Annotated in this window: 13 protein-coding genes; 3 read left to right on the top strand and 10 right to left on the bottom strand. The window is 48.5% G+C overall.

Annotation, left to right across the window (positions count from 1 at the left end):
- Positions 1-8: 8 nt before the first annotated feature.
- From H6F51_12775 to H6F51_12765, 3 genes are all read right to left on the bottom strand, one after another.
- Complete coding sequence (locus tag H6F51_12775; protein ID MBD1823355.1) at positions 9-311, bottom strand: hypothetical protein; 303 nt, start codon at positions 309-311, stop codon at positions 9-11.
- 166 nt (positions 312-477) lie between these two features.
- Positions 478-3069: a GAF domain-containing protein gene (locus H6F51_12770; protein ID MBD1823354.1), complete on the bottom strand. Its 2592-nt coding sequence runs from the start codon at positions 3067-3069 to the stop codon at positions 478-480.
- Positions 3070-3252: 183 nt separating this feature from the next.
- On the bottom strand, positions 3253-4890 hold the full coding sequence (locus tag H6F51_12765) for a cyclic peptide export ABC transporter (protein MBD1823353.1): 1638 nt from the start codon (positions 4888-4890) through the stop codon (positions 3253-3255).
- A gap of 87 nt (positions 4891-4977) precedes the next feature.
- On the opposite strand from H6F51_12765, the gene H6F51_12760 reads away from it, so the two are divergent.
- Positions 4978-6321, top strand: coding sequence for a sensor histidine kinase (locus tag H6F51_12760; GenBank protein MBD1823352.1), 1344 nt, complete (start codon positions 4978-4980; stop codon positions 6319-6321).
- A 47-nt stretch (positions 6322-6368) separates the two neighbouring features.
- On the opposite strand, the gene H6F51_12755 is transcribed toward H6F51_12760, so the two are convergent.
- Both H6F51_12755 and H6F51_12750 read right to left on the bottom strand, forming a co-directional pair.
- The gene (locus tag H6F51_12755) at positions 6369-6821 is read right to left on the bottom strand and encodes a late competence development ComFB family protein (protein MBD1823351.1); all 453 of its coding nucleotides are present in this window, start codon (positions 6819-6821) and stop codon (positions 6369-6371) included.
- A 229-nt stretch (positions 6822-7050) separates the two neighbouring features.
- Positions 7051-9192, bottom strand: a complete 2142-nt coding sequence (locus H6F51_12750) for a glycine--tRNA ligase subunit beta (GenBank protein ID MBD1823350.1) — start codon at positions 9190-9192, stop codon at positions 7051-7053.
- A 135-nt stretch (positions 9193-9327) separates the two neighbouring features.
- On the opposite strand from H6F51_12750, the gene H6F51_12745 reads away from it, so the two are divergent.
- Entirely contained in the window at positions 9328-10284 is a 957-nt protein-coding gene (locus H6F51_12745) for an aldo/keto reductase (GenBank protein ID MBD1823349.1), read from the top strand.
- Positions 10285-10535: 251 nt separating this feature from the next.
- Here the strand turns inward: H6F51_12745 and H6F51_12740 are convergent, their stop codons facing one another.
- The 5 genes from H6F51_12740 to H6F51_12720 all read right to left on the bottom strand — a co-directional run bounded on the left by H6F51_12740 (position 10536) and on the right by H6F51_12720 (position 15424).
- A complete protein-coding gene (locus tag H6F51_12740) occupies positions 10536-11705 on the bottom strand; it encodes a glutathione-dependent formaldehyde dehydrogenase (protein MBD1823348.1) in 1170 nt (389 codons plus the stop codon).
- The gene (locus tag H6F51_12735; protein ID MBD1823347.1) at positions 11706-12176 is read right to left on the bottom strand and encodes a hypothetical protein; all 471 of its coding nucleotides are present in this window, start codon (positions 12174-12176) and stop codon (positions 11706-11708) included.
- Positions 12177-12178: 2 nt separating this feature from the next.
- Positions 12179-13348 (bottom strand): glutathione-dependent formaldehyde dehydrogenase, encoded by a 1170-nt coding sequence (locus tag H6F51_12730; GenBank protein ID MBD1823346.1) that lies wholly within the window; start codon positions 13346-13348, stop codon positions 12179-12181.
- Positions 13349-13550: 202 nt separating this feature from the next.
- On the bottom strand, positions 13551-14264 hold the full coding sequence (locus H6F51_12725) for an SRPBCC family protein (GenBank protein ID MBD1823345.1): 714 nt from the start codon (positions 14262-14264) through the stop codon (positions 13551-13553).
- Positions 14265-14326: 62 nt separating this feature from the next.
- Complete coding sequence (locus H6F51_12720) at positions 14327-15424, bottom strand: DJ-1/PfpI/YhbO family deglycase/protease (protein ID MBD1823344.1); 1098 nt, start codon at positions 15422-15424, stop codon at positions 14327-14329.
- Between the two features lie 243 nt (positions 15425-15667).
- Here H6F51_12720 and H6F51_12715 point away from each other — a divergent pair, with 243 nt between their 5' ends.
- Positions 15668-16168 (top strand): hypothetical protein, encoded by a 501-nt coding sequence (locus tag H6F51_12715; GenBank protein MBD1823343.1) that lies wholly within the window; start codon positions 15668-15670, stop codon positions 16166-16168.
- Position 16169: the final 1 nt, after the last annotated feature.

The following is a 16169-nucleotide window of genomic DNA, read 5'->3' as shown; positions in this document are numbered from 1 at the left end:
AATAAGATTTAGCGATCGCTAGAGTTCTTTAGATGACGTGCGATTAGGGCATTAATCACAGCACGCTTGTTATTGCTTAAATTCTGCGGAATCAGCGCTTGAAGATCGCTGAATAGATCCGACGACTGCTGATGCACTGGGCTTGCTGTAGCGATGGAAGCAGCTTGACCGTTGTGGTGGAAGGAAGACATGAGTAGGGTGGGGTGAATAACTACAGTAGAAGGAATACAAGCAGGAGCAATACAAGCAGGAGCAATACAGGCTCTGTCAATGGTGGCTCGACACATCGAGGTCAGTGATGGCGTGAGCATTATGCTCTTAATACTTCTAGTATACCTTTCGCAACTGCGAAATCGCATCCCTGCGGGCGTAGTGTCCGGTAAGTATTTCGAGCTGTCTGCTAATTCCTGGGTTAAGAATAGCATCGTCTTTCTAGGTGTGCTACCTGTATATGAAAATTTAATTTAATTGTGAAGCTTACTTCTCGGTGAGTGACCAGGAGCCGTCCCAGTCATCAGACGGCGGCGTTCTGAGCCAGTGCTGGCAGCGCTCCATGTGCAGAGATGCCGCTTTATCCGTATGGTCGATTTCTAGAACTGTTGCAAATTCTGCCACAGCGAAGGCAAATTTACGGTTCAAATAGTGCTGACGAGCGTTGTGATAGTGGTCGATGATGCGCTGCTTCTTGTCGGAGATTTTCTCTGATCGCAGTCCCACCAGTTCGTAAACGGCAACAGGCTTGTTTTTACCCTTGACTTTGATGAAATCGAGTTCTCGCGCCCAAACGCGATCGGCGCAAGGGCGATAAGTGGTCTCGCTCATGACGATATCGGTTCCATACAGCTTGCTTGCGCCTTCGAGCCGAGAACCGAGATTGACTCCATCACCGATCGCGGTAAATTCCATGCGTTTACTGCATCCAATATTGCCGCTAATCACCGTATCTGAATTGATGCCAATTCCGATCGAGATTGTCTGTTGATTACAGGCGCTTCTAGCTCGATTGAATGCCGTCAACCGATGGCGCATCTCTAGTGCGGTTTGGACTGCCATCCATTCGTGATCGTCTAAGGGTAAGGGCGATCCAAACACCGCCATAATCGCATCACCGATGTATTTATCGAGAATGCCTTTGTGCATGAAGACCGCTTCGACCATTGATTCAAAATACTGATTTAGCATCTCGACGACTTCTTCGGCTTTGAGCGTTTCGGTCAGCGTTGTATAGCTGCGAATATCTGAGAACAGCACAGAAACATCTTTGCGATCGCCGCCCATCTTTGCGGCATCAGGATTTTCGAGGAGCTGTTCTGCGAGTTCCTGGGTCATGTAGCGGTACATTGTGCTTTTGAGTCGCTTTTCGTCGCTGATGTCGTCCATCACAACGAGCGCACCCGATATGCGATGGTGGTCATTGGCATCGGCGATCGTGTTAATCGATAAGTTGATGCTGTGCTGTTCCTCGCCTCTAACGGGTTGTAGGGTTTGATCTGGATAGTATTGCTGACGGTTGCCTGTAATGGCTTGATTGAACCAGTTGTAGAAGCTGCCTTTTTCGAGTTGGATCAATTGAGTAATCAGGTGTCCTTCGATCGCGTCTTCTTCACTCAGTCCCAGAAGTTTTTTGGCGCTTTCGTTCGCGGCAATGATCCTACCTTCTTTATCGGTGGAGATCACGCCATTGGTTAGCGATCGCAAGATGTCGCGCTGCATTTGTTCCTGCTGCTTGACGGTTTCAAACAGTCGAGCGTTTTGCAGGGCAACTCCAGCTTGAATATTGAACGTTTCCATGAATTCCTGATCGCTGCGGTTGAAGCTTGCTCTCCAGCGCTCCGGTGCTTTGGGGAAGTCTTTAGGATCGTAGGAGGGGAAATCGCCTTGCTTGGTTTTGTTGACTAACTGAGTGACACCAATCAGCTCACCGTCAGCATTGCGAACGGGCATACAAAGCAGGCTACAGGTGCGATAGCCGTTGTCTTGGTCGGTTTTTTTAGCCGTTTCGGCTCCTGCTTGCTCGTACAAATCAAAAGGAATATTGATGACTTCGCCCGAAGCGGCGACTTGTCCCGCAAATCCAACGCCGATCGGTAAGCGCAATTCTTTCATTGCGCCTTCTACTGTAGGAATGCGCGTCCAGATTTCATCGCGATCGCGATCAATCAACCAAAGCGTACTGCGATCGGCGTTCATTAAAGTTTTTGCCTCGTCCATCACTCGTTTGAGCGTGTCATCGAGGTCTAAGCTGCTCTGACTCAGCGACTGAGTTGCCTTGATCAAGGCATTGGCAGCCCGTTGTTTTTGGGTTGCAAGGTAGAACGATCGCGAAGATTCTAAAATCAGTCGAATCGAAGGTGCAAACTCTCGGAATAGTTCTTCATCGTGTGGGGTAAAGCCTTCGAGCGCAATTCGCTGATCGAGTGGAAGAGCACGATCGCAGCGGGATCGGAGCTTATTAATTAACTGAACTACTGCAACCAAGCCCCCTTCATCGTTCAGCAAGGGCATCGTTAGCATCGTGTAAGTTCGATAGCCCGTTTTGCTGAACTGAATTTTAGATTGGGTCGATCGAGGATCATCAAAAAAATCATAGGGAATATTCACCGGGCGCTTAAAGGTTGCCACTTCTCCAGCAATCCCTTGATCAGCGGGAAAACGGATTTCGATCGAACGTCCCCCTGATCCCTCTGTCACAGTTGTATAAAGTTCGTGCTTTTCCTCATCGAGCAAATAAATTGTCGTGCGATCGGCGTTGAGCAATTCCCCGGTTTTTGCGGTGATCGAATTCAGCATCTCCTCCAAAATTGTGTCAAACCCCTGCATATCCAGCATCGATAGGGTTTGATTGACGATTTTGAGCTTGTGTTCAACCTCGTGAACAACTTCTTTGAACTTCTCCTGAGTCAACGGTGCGAGAAATGAAGAAAACCTTCCTTTGGGAGCTAAGGCATGGTTTGAGGCGACGACAAGCCGCGATTCGCTAGGGTGGGGCGTGATCGTGCGGTCACGACCATCAGGCTGCATCGTTACGGGGCGGGGCGAATCGGGTAGATGCGAGGAAAAAGAGGTCATAGAACGGGGGGATCTGTTAGAGGAACTTGTACAGGCTCATGGTTTCGGAAAACGCAATGAACCGACGCGAAATCACAATCAGCAACTGTGCTCAGAGTTCCCTAAAGCTGAAAATTTGATGCGATTAAGGGCGAATTTTCTCAAAAGAATTACATTTGTATCTTAAAGAACGATCATTCCGATTCAGGACTCATTGCGGTGATCGTACTCAACCTGCCCATAATCGAGTTTGATCAGACGATCGCAGTACCCAAAGTAATGATCATCATGACTAATCACCCACACCGTCTTACCCCGATGCTTTAGCTTTGGTAAGAACTCGGTGTAGAACAATTCACGAAACGTAGGATCTTGATCCGATGCCCATTCATCAAACAGATAGATGGGGCGATCCTCAAGATATGTAGTTAACAACGCCAGTCGCTTTCGTTGTCCTTGAGAAAGCTCAGTGGTTGAAAACTGACCATTGCGAATCTGAACTTTATGATCTAATTGCAACTGTTGCAGATAGTTCTGTGCTTCTTGATCTGTAGCATCTAAACCAAGTAGGCGATCGAAGAGATAAAAGTCAGCGAACACAGTCGAGAAGTGCTGCCGATACCATTCTCGATTCTCGTTTGTAATCGGAGTGCCATCGAGCAAAATAGCTCCTGATTCTGGTGCGTATAATCCAGTTAAAAGCTTTGCTAAGGTTGATTTACCACTACCGTTTCCACCCACAATAAACACAATTTCGCCTGCATTTAGCGTGAGATTGATGTCCCCTAGTTTGAACTGTGTATCTGCGGACTGATAGTAACTGTGAGCCACGTTATGAAGTTTAATCTGTCTCCAGTTCTGGGCGCTGGCTTCACCTGAAAACGTGACCGCCGCTGGATTATTTGCGGCTTCTGCACGATTTTTGAGTGATAGTCCCAAAGCTTCAATTTTCTGAAGTGAAACACTCGCTTGGCTAAGAATTGGCAGCTTTAGAATTAACTTATCCAACGGCAACGTTAGATAAGTAAACGTCAAAACATAGCCTGACAGCGTTTCGATCGGAATCGATAAAAGACTAGGAAGCGCAAACAGCAAAAAGCCGATCGCAAAGAAGAAAATCAGTTTGCCCCAACTCCCGGCGGACGCATACAGAATCAGTGCATAAATGTTATGGCGACGAAAAGAGGCTGAAGTCGTTTCTAGTTCTTGATTGAGAAAGACTTGACGGCGGGGAGAATGCAGCTTTAGTTCCTTGATGCCATCGGTAATCGATCGGAAATGTCGAAACAAAGCGTCTTGATCTTCACGCGCATCAACCATCCGACGACGCGCTTGATTGAGTAACCATTGACAAGTTAAAAATGTGAATGCAAACAAGCCCATTACCATTGCAAACACAACCCAAGACAATGAGCCGATGAACACAAAACAGCCAACAACAGTTGCCAGCTCAATGCAAAGAAACGGGAACGACGAAACAGCCGTTGCTACCGCCTGCACATCTTCGGTTAAGGTTGCCATCATCCGAGCGTTGCCAAGCTGTTCTAGATGCCGCAGCTCAGACGATAAGATTTGGCGGCTTAGCTGCAATCGCAGATGAAATACTGCATCTTGTGCTAAACGAATCAGCACTACTTGAGAAATAACGCTCGTCACTAGGGATAGAATCGCCAGCCCAACAAACGCTCCTGCAATTTGCCCGATCGCTGCGTTCGGACTTCCCAGCGCCCGACTGATTAATGCAATTAATCCCGCACTACTCACCCCACTGAGAAGCCCCATAAAAATCGCGATCGCGACTAATTTGGGAGAAGACCGGAGCAAGAAAGAAATCAATTGCATAGCAGGAGGTTCGGGTAAGGCTGATGAAGTAGACGCAAATTTGGGCAGTGTAGATTCAGCAAGTTTGTAACTTGGACGACTGCCCTTGTGTTTACAAAACCAACCTCTACTGCTCGATCGCCCCTGAACGCTCCCAGTTTGACTCGTGGGAACACGCAATCGATCCAGCTTGAATCGACACTGAAGGATCTGCCTCTGTATGATTTTGCGGCAGAATTAGACGTTTTGGGAACGGAGGTAGCGCGAGTCTTCGAGCAGCATTCGCTACTTCCGGGGGTCATTTTAACCGAACAAGGGCGCTTTGTGGGAATGTTACCGCGCCAACGACTGCTGGAATACTTGCTGCGTCCTTACGGAGTTGATCTTTTTCTCGACAAGCCGCTTCGGGTTTTGCATAGCTACGATCGCGCTGTACCCCTGATTCTGAGCGGTGATACTCCGATTTTGAGTGCAGCACAGCAAGCGTTGCGTCGTCCGTTTGAGCGCTTGAGTGATCCGATCGTTGTGCATCTCGATTCTGCTCAGTACCGCATTCTCGATGTTCACGAATTGAATATTGCTTACTGGCAATTGCGGGGAATTGAGACGCAGGTCAGAATTGAGCGTCTCCAGCTTCAGATGGTTCAGAGTGAAAAGATGGCAAGCTTGGGGCGGCTTGTCGATGGAGTTTCGCACGAGATTCTCGATCCGGTGAGTTTTATCTGGGGGAACTTGAGCCACATTGCCGAGTACAGTCGGAGTTTGCTTGAGATTATCCAGGTGTATGAGAAATATGTGATTCAAGTTCCGCAAAAGATCACGGATTTGAAGGAAGAGATCGAGTTCGATTACATTTGCGAGGATTTGCCGAAAACGCTTGACAGCATTAGAACAGGGGCAGAACGCCTTTCTCGATTGGCAAATAGTCTACAAAATTTCTGTCACATCGATGAGGTGTATCCGCGCCCCGCAAATTTACATGATTGTCTGGATTCGGTGTTACTTCTGTTGAAGAGCCGCCTGACGAGTAGTATTCAAGTTGTGAAGCATTACGGACACCTCCCGCCGATTCCTTGCTTTATCAGTCAGCTTAGCCAGGTGTTCATGAATATTTTGAACCGATCGATCGATGCTCTGCTCAATCAAGCGGCTCGATGTGAACTGGAGTCTTGCGAATCCCCGAAAATTACAATTTTGACCGAAGTGTGTTCGCTCGACGGATCGGGGCAGCGCTGGGTTTCGGTTCAGATTTCCGACAGCAATCCTGAGATATCGATCGAGACGCAAAATCAATTATTGAATGCGTTTTCAACAGATTTGGCACAAGAAACCAGCTTGGCGATGAGCTACCGCATCGTTACAGGCAGACATGGCGGGAAGTTCCGCGTCTACTCCAGTATTGAGCCAGAGTTCCGCGGGACGGTGTTTGAGATCTTATTGCCCCTAAATTAAGAGAGTGGAGCGCGTTCTCAAGGGGCATAGGAGATTGAGGGCGATCGCTAGCTTCGTTGATGATGGGGATGATTCTCCCAATCGAAGCCCTCATTGCGCTGAGGTGCAGCCCAAGTGATTTTGCCGCGTAGCGTATCCATCAAGGTTAGTCTGACGACGCTGGATAGATTTTGCCAGGACAAGTCCTCACAGCGGAGGAGCTGCCTGAGTTCTTGCAGCGCTGTTTCGGAGGGATTGTCAAAGGCGAGGGGACTATCTGCATAGAGAGGGTCGCGCTGGACTGCCACGATTCCCTGACGGACAGCAGTGGCAATTTGCGCTTGCATTTCTCCTTTGCCTCGCTTCCACTGGCGCTCCCAGCCCCGCTTGCTTGTGGCATACAGGGCTGGGAGCCGATTGAGGGCGAAAGCGGCAACTTCAGAGGGGTTCGTTTGGCGAGCAACCTTGTACGGAAGGGAGCCGAGCTGATTTGTAACTTCTTCGGCAACCAAGATTTCCATGACGTTCACTGAAGCTTCGATGCGAGAAGAAGGAGGTTTAGTCGGAGCAGGGTCAGTGTGAGAATTCGATAGACCGGGCATAATGATGGATTGAGTAGTAATGTATAAAGCATTACTCTCAATCGCGATCGAAACAACAACAGGTGTACCAACCTTGCAGAATTTTTATCTGCGAGGCTGGCTTGATAAAGTATTAATGTTGATAACGGAAAATTAATAGTCCGTGCAGCTAGCTTTTGACGATCGCTCCGAAGTCCGCTAACACTCTTGCATGGTTTCGCAGCACTCCCAACAGGTTTAAACGATTCTGTTTGATGTCAGGATTAGAGTCCATCACCAGTACGCTGTCTTCACCATCGAAGAACGCACTAACTGTGGGCGCAATTTGGCTCAAGGCTTCAACCAGTTTGGTATAGTCGGCTTGACCTTGCATCGTTTGATTTAACTGCTGAAGTGCAGCAAAGAAGGCTTTCTCTGAGTTTTTCTCAAACAGTTCAGGACGAATGACTGGAACCGGATCAAGCCGCTGCTTGTCCAGGGTTCCCTGAACTGCGAGACGAGAAGCACGATTGACAGTTTCGTAGATAGCAGCGAGGCGTTGATCGGTGCGGATTGCTTGCAGAAATTCGGCTCGATCGCGCACATCTAATAAATTCTGTAAGGCTCGTGCGGTGTAATCTGGATCGTTTTCACCCAAGACTGCATTCACCAGGTCGTAATCGATGCCTCGCTCATCTTTCAGCAGCGTTTCAATTCGCTGTAAGAAGAAGTCTTTTAGCTGTTTGAGTAGGTCTGCTGCTGGAAGTTTCTGAACTTGGGCGTAGTTCGCACTGAAGCTAGAAACAGTCTGCTCTAGTAGCTGATTGAGGTCGAGTTCTAAGTTTGCTGCCCAGGTGATGTTGACGATCGCAGTTGCTGCCCGTCTGAGTGCAAACGGATCAGATGAGCCAGTTGGAATCAGACCTAAGCCGAAAATACAGACTAAGGTATCGAGACGATCGCTAATTCCTACAATCTCTCCTGCTAGAGTTTGCGGTAGATCGTCACCTGCACCACGCGGTAAGTAATGCTCGTAGATCGCGGTCGCTACGGTTTCAGATTCACCACAGGCGATCGCGTATTTTTGCCCCATTACACCTTGTAGCTCTGGAAATTCGCCAACCATCTGAGTGACGAGATCGGCTTTGCAAAGGAGTGCAGCTTGTTCGACTGAGGCACGATCGGCAACGTTTAGCTGAGTACAAAGTTGAGCCGCAATGCCGATGATGCGATCAACCTTGGATCTCACTGATCCGAGATCCGCCTGGAAGGTTACGGTTTCGAGTTTGGGAAGATAGGCTTCGAGGGGAATTTTGCGATCGGCATCAAAAAAGAATTTCCCATCTGAGAGCCGCGCCCGGATGACTCGCTCGTTTCCAGATGCAATGATGTCTGCTTTCTTTGGATCACCATTTGAAGCAGTAATGAAATAAGGCAAGAGTTCAGAGCTATCCGATTTGCGAACCGGGAAATAGCGCTGATGGCTTTCCATTTCGGTTGTAATCACTTCTGCGGGAAGTTCTAAGAAGTCGGCATCGAATTTACCGACAACAGCAGAAGGATATTCCACTAAGTTAGTGACTTCGCGCAACAAATCAGGATCAATAATGGCAACACCATTGACTCGTTTTGCAGCATCTTCCGCTTGCTGTTTGATCAAAGTTTGACGATCGTCTGGATTCACTTCCACAAACGCAGACTTTAACGCTGAAACGTAAGATTCTGGATTCGGAATCGAAATCGAATCGGGATGCAGAACGCGATGACCCCAGGAAATACGATCGCTCTTGTATTGGATCGAATTGCTGGTGATTTCGAGCGGGAGAACTTCGCGATCGAGCAATGTCACCAGCCAGCGAATCGGGCGCGAGAACCGTAAATCTCCATCGCCCCACCGCATAAAGCGCTTTCCTTCAAGCTGCGTAATCCATTGCGGAATTAGTTCTGTGAGAATTTCCGAAATGGGGCGACCTTTAATCGTTTTCTTCACAAAGATGAATTCGCCTTTTTCAGTCGGACGAATCTCAAACGAGTCGATCGACACTCCTTGTTTCTGAGCAAATCCTTCTGCGGCTTTGGTCGGCTTGCCGTCTTTGAATGCGGCTTGTGCGGGAGGCCCTTTGATTTCTTCTTCTTGATCCGGCTGCTGAGCAGGTAAGCCTCCAATCACGATCGCTAATCGTCTCGGTGTGCCATAAAACTGAATCGAATCAGATGCCAAATTTAACTCGCTAAGCTGTTTGGGGATGCGCGATCGCCATTGCGACAATGCTTCATCGACAAAGCTTGCGGGGAGTTCTTCGGTTCCAACTTCGAGTAAAAATGACGGCATAACAAAAGCGCGATCGCAATAATCAATTTCACCAGTTTACCGTGGGACAGGAAATCGAGATGAGTCAATCGCAAGAAGAATGTCAGAATTGATCGCCCTCGTTAGACTTAAAGAAATGTTACAAGGGGAATTCTCGTGGCTACTGAATCGATTTCATTAGGCAGAACGAGTCTGTCGGTTCCGCCGCTCTGTATTGGAACTTGGGCTTGGGGTGATTCGCTGTTCTGGAGTTATGGCAAAGATTACACCGAAGCTGATCTGAAGCAGGCGTTTGAAAATGCGATCGCGTCAGGTGTGACTTTCTTTGATACGGCTGAGATTTACGGGTTAGGTAAGTCTGAGCAATTCTTAGGTCAGTTTATGCGGCAGACTGATCAGTCTGTTCAAATCGCGACCAAATATATGCCGTTACCCTGGCGGTTTAGCGCTCAAGCCGTACATGATGCGGTGACAGAAAGCCTCAAGCGCTTAGGAGTCAGTTCGGTCGCACTGTATCAAGTGCATATGCCGTTTGACTTTTTCATGGGTAAGAAAACGCTGATGGAAGCACTCGCCGAGGAAGTCAAGCAAGGAAGAATTGGCGCGATCGGGGTGAGCAACTATTCCGCCGATCAAATGCGGGAGGCACAAGGGTATTTGGCAGCAAAAGGGGTTCCGTTAGCGGTAAATCAGGTGCGCTATTCCCTGCTACACCGGGGAATTGAAGTCAACGGAATTCTGGCGACCGCTAAAGAGTTGGGCGTGACAATTCTCGCGTATAGTCCACTTGCACAAGGTTTACTCACCGGAAAATATAAGCCCGAAAATGCTGATTCTGTCACTGGAGCGCGAAAGCTCGATCCGAAATTTAGTCGTCAGGGCTTGGAAAAACTGATGCCTTTGATCGATCGTCTCACCGAAATCGGCGCGAAGCACGATCGAACTCCAGCGCAAGTTGCCCTAAATTGGTTGATTGCTCAGGGAAATGTAATTCCAATTCCGGGCGCGAAAAATGCGAGTCAGGCAAAACAAAACGCAGGCGCGATCGGTTGGGATTTGGAGCCAGAAGAAGTAACGCAGCTTGATTTGTTGACGCGATCGTATCAGAAGTAATACCGAATCAATTTGTTAATGCTATAGATCCTTCGCCCCCTAAATCCCCCAGAATGGGGGACTTTGAGAATCTGAACCAGTTTGGGCTTGAAGTCCCCCACTCGTGGGGGATTTAGGGGGCTTCCAAGATCTGTAGCACTCAAAGATCAATTTGGTGTAAAGGCTGCGACATACAACGAGGGGCAGAAGCTTTACTAGAGAAGCTCTGCCCCATTTAGAGATGCTTGTTCGATTAGACAGCAAACCGCCCACTAAGGCTTCAGCACCACTTTGATACAGTTATCTTTCTTCTGTTTGAAGATCTCATAACCATGCGGAGCTTGATCCAAAGGTAGCGTGTGTGTGATCACAAAGGACGGATCAATGTCGCCGCGCTGAATGTGTTCAATCAAAGGCTTGAGATAACGATGCACATGGGTTTGTCCCATTTTGAACGTTAGCCCTTTGTTAAACGCCGCTCCCATCGGAATTTTATCGAGGAAACCGCCATACACACCCGGAATCGAAACTGTTCCACCTTTGCTACAAGCAACCAGCGCTTGACGCAGCGCGATCGGTCGATCGGTCTCCAGTCGAGCGGCTTGCTTGACTCGATCCGCCCAGTAATCGATGCTGGTTCCGTGTGACTCTAAACCTACTGCATCAATCACAGAATCCGGCCCGCGTCCGCCTGTCATCTCTTTCAGCGCGTCCCCGACATCAACTTCCTCATAGTTCAGCACTTCCGCACCGCACTGAGTTTTCGCCATTTCTAAGCGTTCGGGCACTCGGTCGATCGCGATCACTCGCTCTGCACCTAGCAGAAACGCACTCTTAATCGCAAACTGACCCACAGGGCCACAGCCCCAAACCGCAATGGTGTGTCCCGGTTTGATGTCGCAATGTTCTGCTGCCATGTATCCGGTTGGGAAAATGTCAGTCAAGAACAGCACTTGTTCATCAGTCAGTTCCGACGGAACTTTGAACAATCCGGTATCAGCAAACGGAACCCGTGCATACTCAGCCTGTCCACCTGCATACCCGCCAAAGAAATGCGAATAACCAAACAATCCAGCCGGAGAAGTTCCATACAAAGGTTCAATCATCCAGGCGTTTGGATTTGAGTTATCGCACAGCGACCACAGATCGGTTTGGCAAAAGTAGCAATTGCCACAGGCGATCGTAAAAGGAACTACGACACGATCGCCAATGTTGAGATTCTTGACCGCAGACCCCAGTTCAACAATCTCGCCCATGAATTCGTGACCGAGAATATCACCAGATTGCACAGTGGGAATAAAACCATCGTAGAGGTGGAGATCAGAGCCACAGATCGCAGTTGATGTGATCTTCACGATCGCATCACGCGGATTCAAAATCTTTGGATCAGGAACATTGTCAACGCGAACATCGAGCGCACCATGCCAGCACAAAGCTCTCATTTATCTGTCCTCTTCAAAAACTTTGGTTTCACGACCGCGCTGATAGTATCCAGGCTCTTCTTTAACGAGAACTTTTCCGTCGGGTTCAACGGTTTCTTGGCGCTTTCCGAGAAACTCTTTGGTCGAAGGCGCAAGCGGTTCATCTAGATTCAGCTTTTCTTTGACGTTTTCAGCCGCGTCTTTGATGCCTTCTTTGATATCCGCGATTGGATTCGTGTTACCTTTGGCATCGATCGCGGGGCTACCTTTGCGGACTTCTTTCGCCGTGTTCAGCGCTTCATTGTTGCGAAGCTTTTCGGAAGAATCTGCTTCTCTAAGCTTTTGTCCGGCTTCTTGCAGGCTATTCGCATCGCGCATGATGTTTTGAGCTTCTTGAGGTGCGATCGCAGCCTGAGCCGGAACCAAGAATAGTGTTAGTGATAGGACAACACTCAGAATAATAGTTGAGAAAATCTTGCGTAGGTAGTTCATTGTTACGGTTTCAGAAGAATCTTGATACATTTATCGGTCTTGTGCTTGAACATTTCATAAGCCTGCTTCGCTTCGGTAAGCGGCATATGATGTGAGAAAGCAAATGCTGGATCAATGTCACCCTTGAGGACGTGATCAATCAGCTTGGGCATATAGCGCTGTCCGTGCATTTGTCCCATTTTGAAGGTGAGACCTTTGTTAAAGGCGGCTCCCATCGGTAGCTTATCGATAAATCCGGCATACACACCCATCACCGAAATCACGCCACCTTTGCGGCAGGCAACAATCATTTGGCGCAGAATGTGGGGTCGATCGGTTTCCAGCCGAACGCTCTGTTTCACTTCGTCGTACAGTCCCATCAATCCGGTTCCATGCGCTTCTAGCCCGACCGCATCGATACAGGCATCCGGCCCGCGTCCGCCTGTCATTTCTTTCAGTGCATCGCCTGCATCAACTTCTTCGTAGTTAATGATTTCTGCACCACATTGGACTTTTGCCATTGCTAAGCGTTCGGGGAAGCGATCGATCCCAATCACTTTCTCTGCGCCCAACAGATACGCACTTCTAATCGCAAACAATCCAACTGGCCCACATCCCCAAACTGCAACAACATCTCCGGGCTTGATATCACACATATCTGCGCCCATGTATCCAGTCGGGAAAGCATCCGAAATCGGTAATGCTTGCTCATCAGTCATGCCATCGGGAACTTTAACACAGCCATGATCGGCAAAGGGAATGCGAACATACTCAGCCTGTGCGCCAGCATATCCACCAAAGAGATGTGAATATCCGAAGATTCCGGCGGTGCTATAACCGAATATAGGTTCTTGCAGTGCGCCACCTGGGTTGGAGTTATCACAGAGCGACCATTGTTGGTGTGAGCAAAAGTGACACTGACCACAACCAATGATCGAAGAGACGACGACACGATCGCCCTTCTTTAGCTTCTTTACTTCGCGCCCAGTTTCGACGATTTCGCCCATGAATTCATGCCCAATGATGTCACCAGGCTGCATTGAGGGGATATAGCCATCATAGATGTGTAAATCTGATCCGCAGATGGTGGTTGCGGTTACTTTGAGAATGGCATCTCTTGGATTCAGAATGGTTGGATCAGGGACATTATCAACGCGAACATCATTCGCGCCATGCCAACATACAGCTTTCATCGTTAATTGTGTGTTAAGTGAACTGAGAGAGGAGTTGGCTTCGTTGTTGACGGCTTCTTGCCCCCTAAATCCCCCATTCTGGGGGACTAAGAGAAAAAGCAGTTTCCTTTGCTGAGGAAGTTCTCCGACTTTCAAAGTCCCCCAGAATGGGGGATTTAGGGGGCTACCCGCAGATCCAAACGAAGCTAAACAACTTAGAAAACTATCCGTGACAGCGAGGTTGTCCTTCAGTGGTCGCAATCTCGCCTGCTTCCATCAATTGCTTAAAGCGGCGAAGTTCATCTCCAACTTGCTGCTCTGGCTCCTCACCAAACAGCTTTGCTAAAGCAGCAGTCAATCGACCACCCGCAATCTCATACTCCATCACCACTTTCACCTCAGTCCCACGATCGCCCGGTGCAGGCGTAAACCGCACAAATCCCGAATTATCGACATCTGCACCTTCAATCGATGCCCAAGCAATCAAATGATTCGGTTCATCTTTGATCAGGTCTGCATCCCATTCGACCTCTTGACCCAAGGGCGCATTTGCAACCCAGTGCGATCGCTTGCCACCTTCGCTCACGGTGATCGACTTGACGTGCTTCATGAAAGTTGGCAAGTTTTCAAAGTTACGCCAATAGCTGTAAAGCTCTTCTGCGGGCTTATTGATTGTGACAGTCTTCTCAACTTTCATGGCTTTATTGAGTCCGACTGCATCACTCACTTTGTCGGTTAAGCTTTTCTCAGCCGTTGCGCCATGATAAGCAAGGCTTCCGCCTGCAATCGCCGTCAATACGCCTCGAAGCGATCGTTTTTGTAGACCAAATAGCACCATTGCGCTACCGCCGACGATCGATGCCCATTTTTCGGTATCGGTCAACGATGGCGGTTGAGATTCAGAAGAATTGATTGTTTTGTTTGATTCAGTTTCCATAAAGACTCACGTAGATTGAAACAGCGAAGTCGAAAGTAGTGAAACCTTCGACTTCGGTAGAACTATGCGCCTGTTGTGGCAGGACGGCTAGAAGGCTTGGGAGATCCCGGAGTGCGATCGCCCAATCGGTCTTTGTAGAGATTCGCAATTCGCTGCTCATCTCTTGCCAAAGTCACTTCCATTCGATCAAAAATCTCAACCGTTGCTGGATCAGTTAGCTTATTGCGGAGATTGTAGGTATCAACCACACCCGTTTGTAGATCACCTAATGCACGCCGCAAGATTTCAACATCGGTCTGATCATTTTGGAAGAATGATTTGACGCTGGCATACAGATTGCTGACTGCAGCAGGAAGCGAAGGAGTTTCGTTAAACAGCCCTAATCTTGCTTCTAACTGTTGGATGTGTTGCTGTTTGTGCTGCAAAATCTCTTGAAACAGTTCCTTCATGGCATCATCGGTGGCATTATCCGAATAGTGCTGGAATGTTTCCAAGCTGTAGCGCTCTCCTTGAATGGCAGTATTCAGAGCCTGCACAATCTCGCTTCTGCTAGAACCGCCCCATTCTTCGCCGAGCTTCCACCAGCCCGCATCCATATCGCTAACCGGAGGCAATGTTGTATCGGGAATGTTGAGATTTAATTGCTGAAGAATTGCAGTCACAAAAATTGGTAGATCACCCGGACGACGAGAGGTAATGAGATTGTCATCAACCACCAAGGGTTCATCAACAAACTCAGCACCCGCATTTTGCATATCTTTGCGGATTGCACGGAATCCAGTTGCCCGAACGCCATCTAACATATCGCCCTCAATCAGAACTTGAGGACCATGACAGACCGAGGCAACTAACACACCATTCTCAAGTGCATCTTCGACAAACTGAACTGTTTTTAGATTCGTCCGCATCTTGTCGGGTGCATGACCACCAGGAATGATGACGGCATCAAAGTCAGTTGCGATCGACTCCGTAGTCGTCGCATCGGCTTTGATGTTGAGCTTGCCTTGCTTGCCTTTGTATTCTTCATTCACCCGCGAACCGAGTACCACCACTTCGGCTCCTGCTTTTTTCAGCGCATTGTAGGGAAGCTGAAATTCGGCATCTTCAACCCCTTGCTCGATTAGAATTGCAACCCGCTTTGGCTGCGTGTCCATCACCATTGCCGCTTCTCCTTGTGTCTAGACTTGCCTTTACCTAAACTTCTGTGTCCCAAAAATTCGCAATTCTCGGCTTAAACAGGCTTTCTACAAGCTAAAGAAAAATTCTCGATCGCTCCTCATTCAAATGACAGAGGCAAAAGTCCCTCCTGAGGTGGATCAAGGAACTTTCTATATGAGGAGACTGCTCAGATTGCAATTCGTTAACTTAACAATTGTGCGATGCCTTACGAGCGGGAGAACACGATGACTTACAACAAAAGCAATCCAGGATATCAAGACATCTCTGATGATGCCGATCTAGAGGCAGCGTTACACAATCTAGGCGGCGATGTCTACGACGAGGAGGATGACCTCGAAGAAGAGCAAGACTTTGGAGATGTTCCCCAAGAATACACCGAGTCTTATGGTACGGGTGTTGTAGAAATGCCAGGCTATACGATCGGCGGTCGAACAATGCGCGATCGCGAAAGTGAGCTGAATGAAGCTTCTGCGGTGTTAACGGGTGGCGATATTGATGCGAACTATGAGCAAGCCAACGCGGTTGGAGACGAATCTGTTGGCGGAACAGTATCGACCCCGGATATGGACATTGTGGACGAGATAGGACGTGCAGTCGGTTTGGAGATGAGTGACTACAACTATCTGCACACCAATGAGATTTTAGAAGGGCGCGATGACCGCAGATGGGAGCTTGAGCCTTCTTCTTCCGAAGACTACGAAGACCGTAGAAACGATGAAATTTAAT

The sequence above is a fragment of the Cyanobacteria bacterium FACHB-DQ100 genome (assembly GCA_014695195.1).
Lineage (GTDB): Bacteria > Cyanobacteriota > Cyanobacteriia > Leptolyngbyales > Leptolyngbyaceae > Leptolyngbya.
Note: the sequence above shows the minus strand (reverse complement) of the source record. Positions and strands in the feature narration are given on the sequence as shown.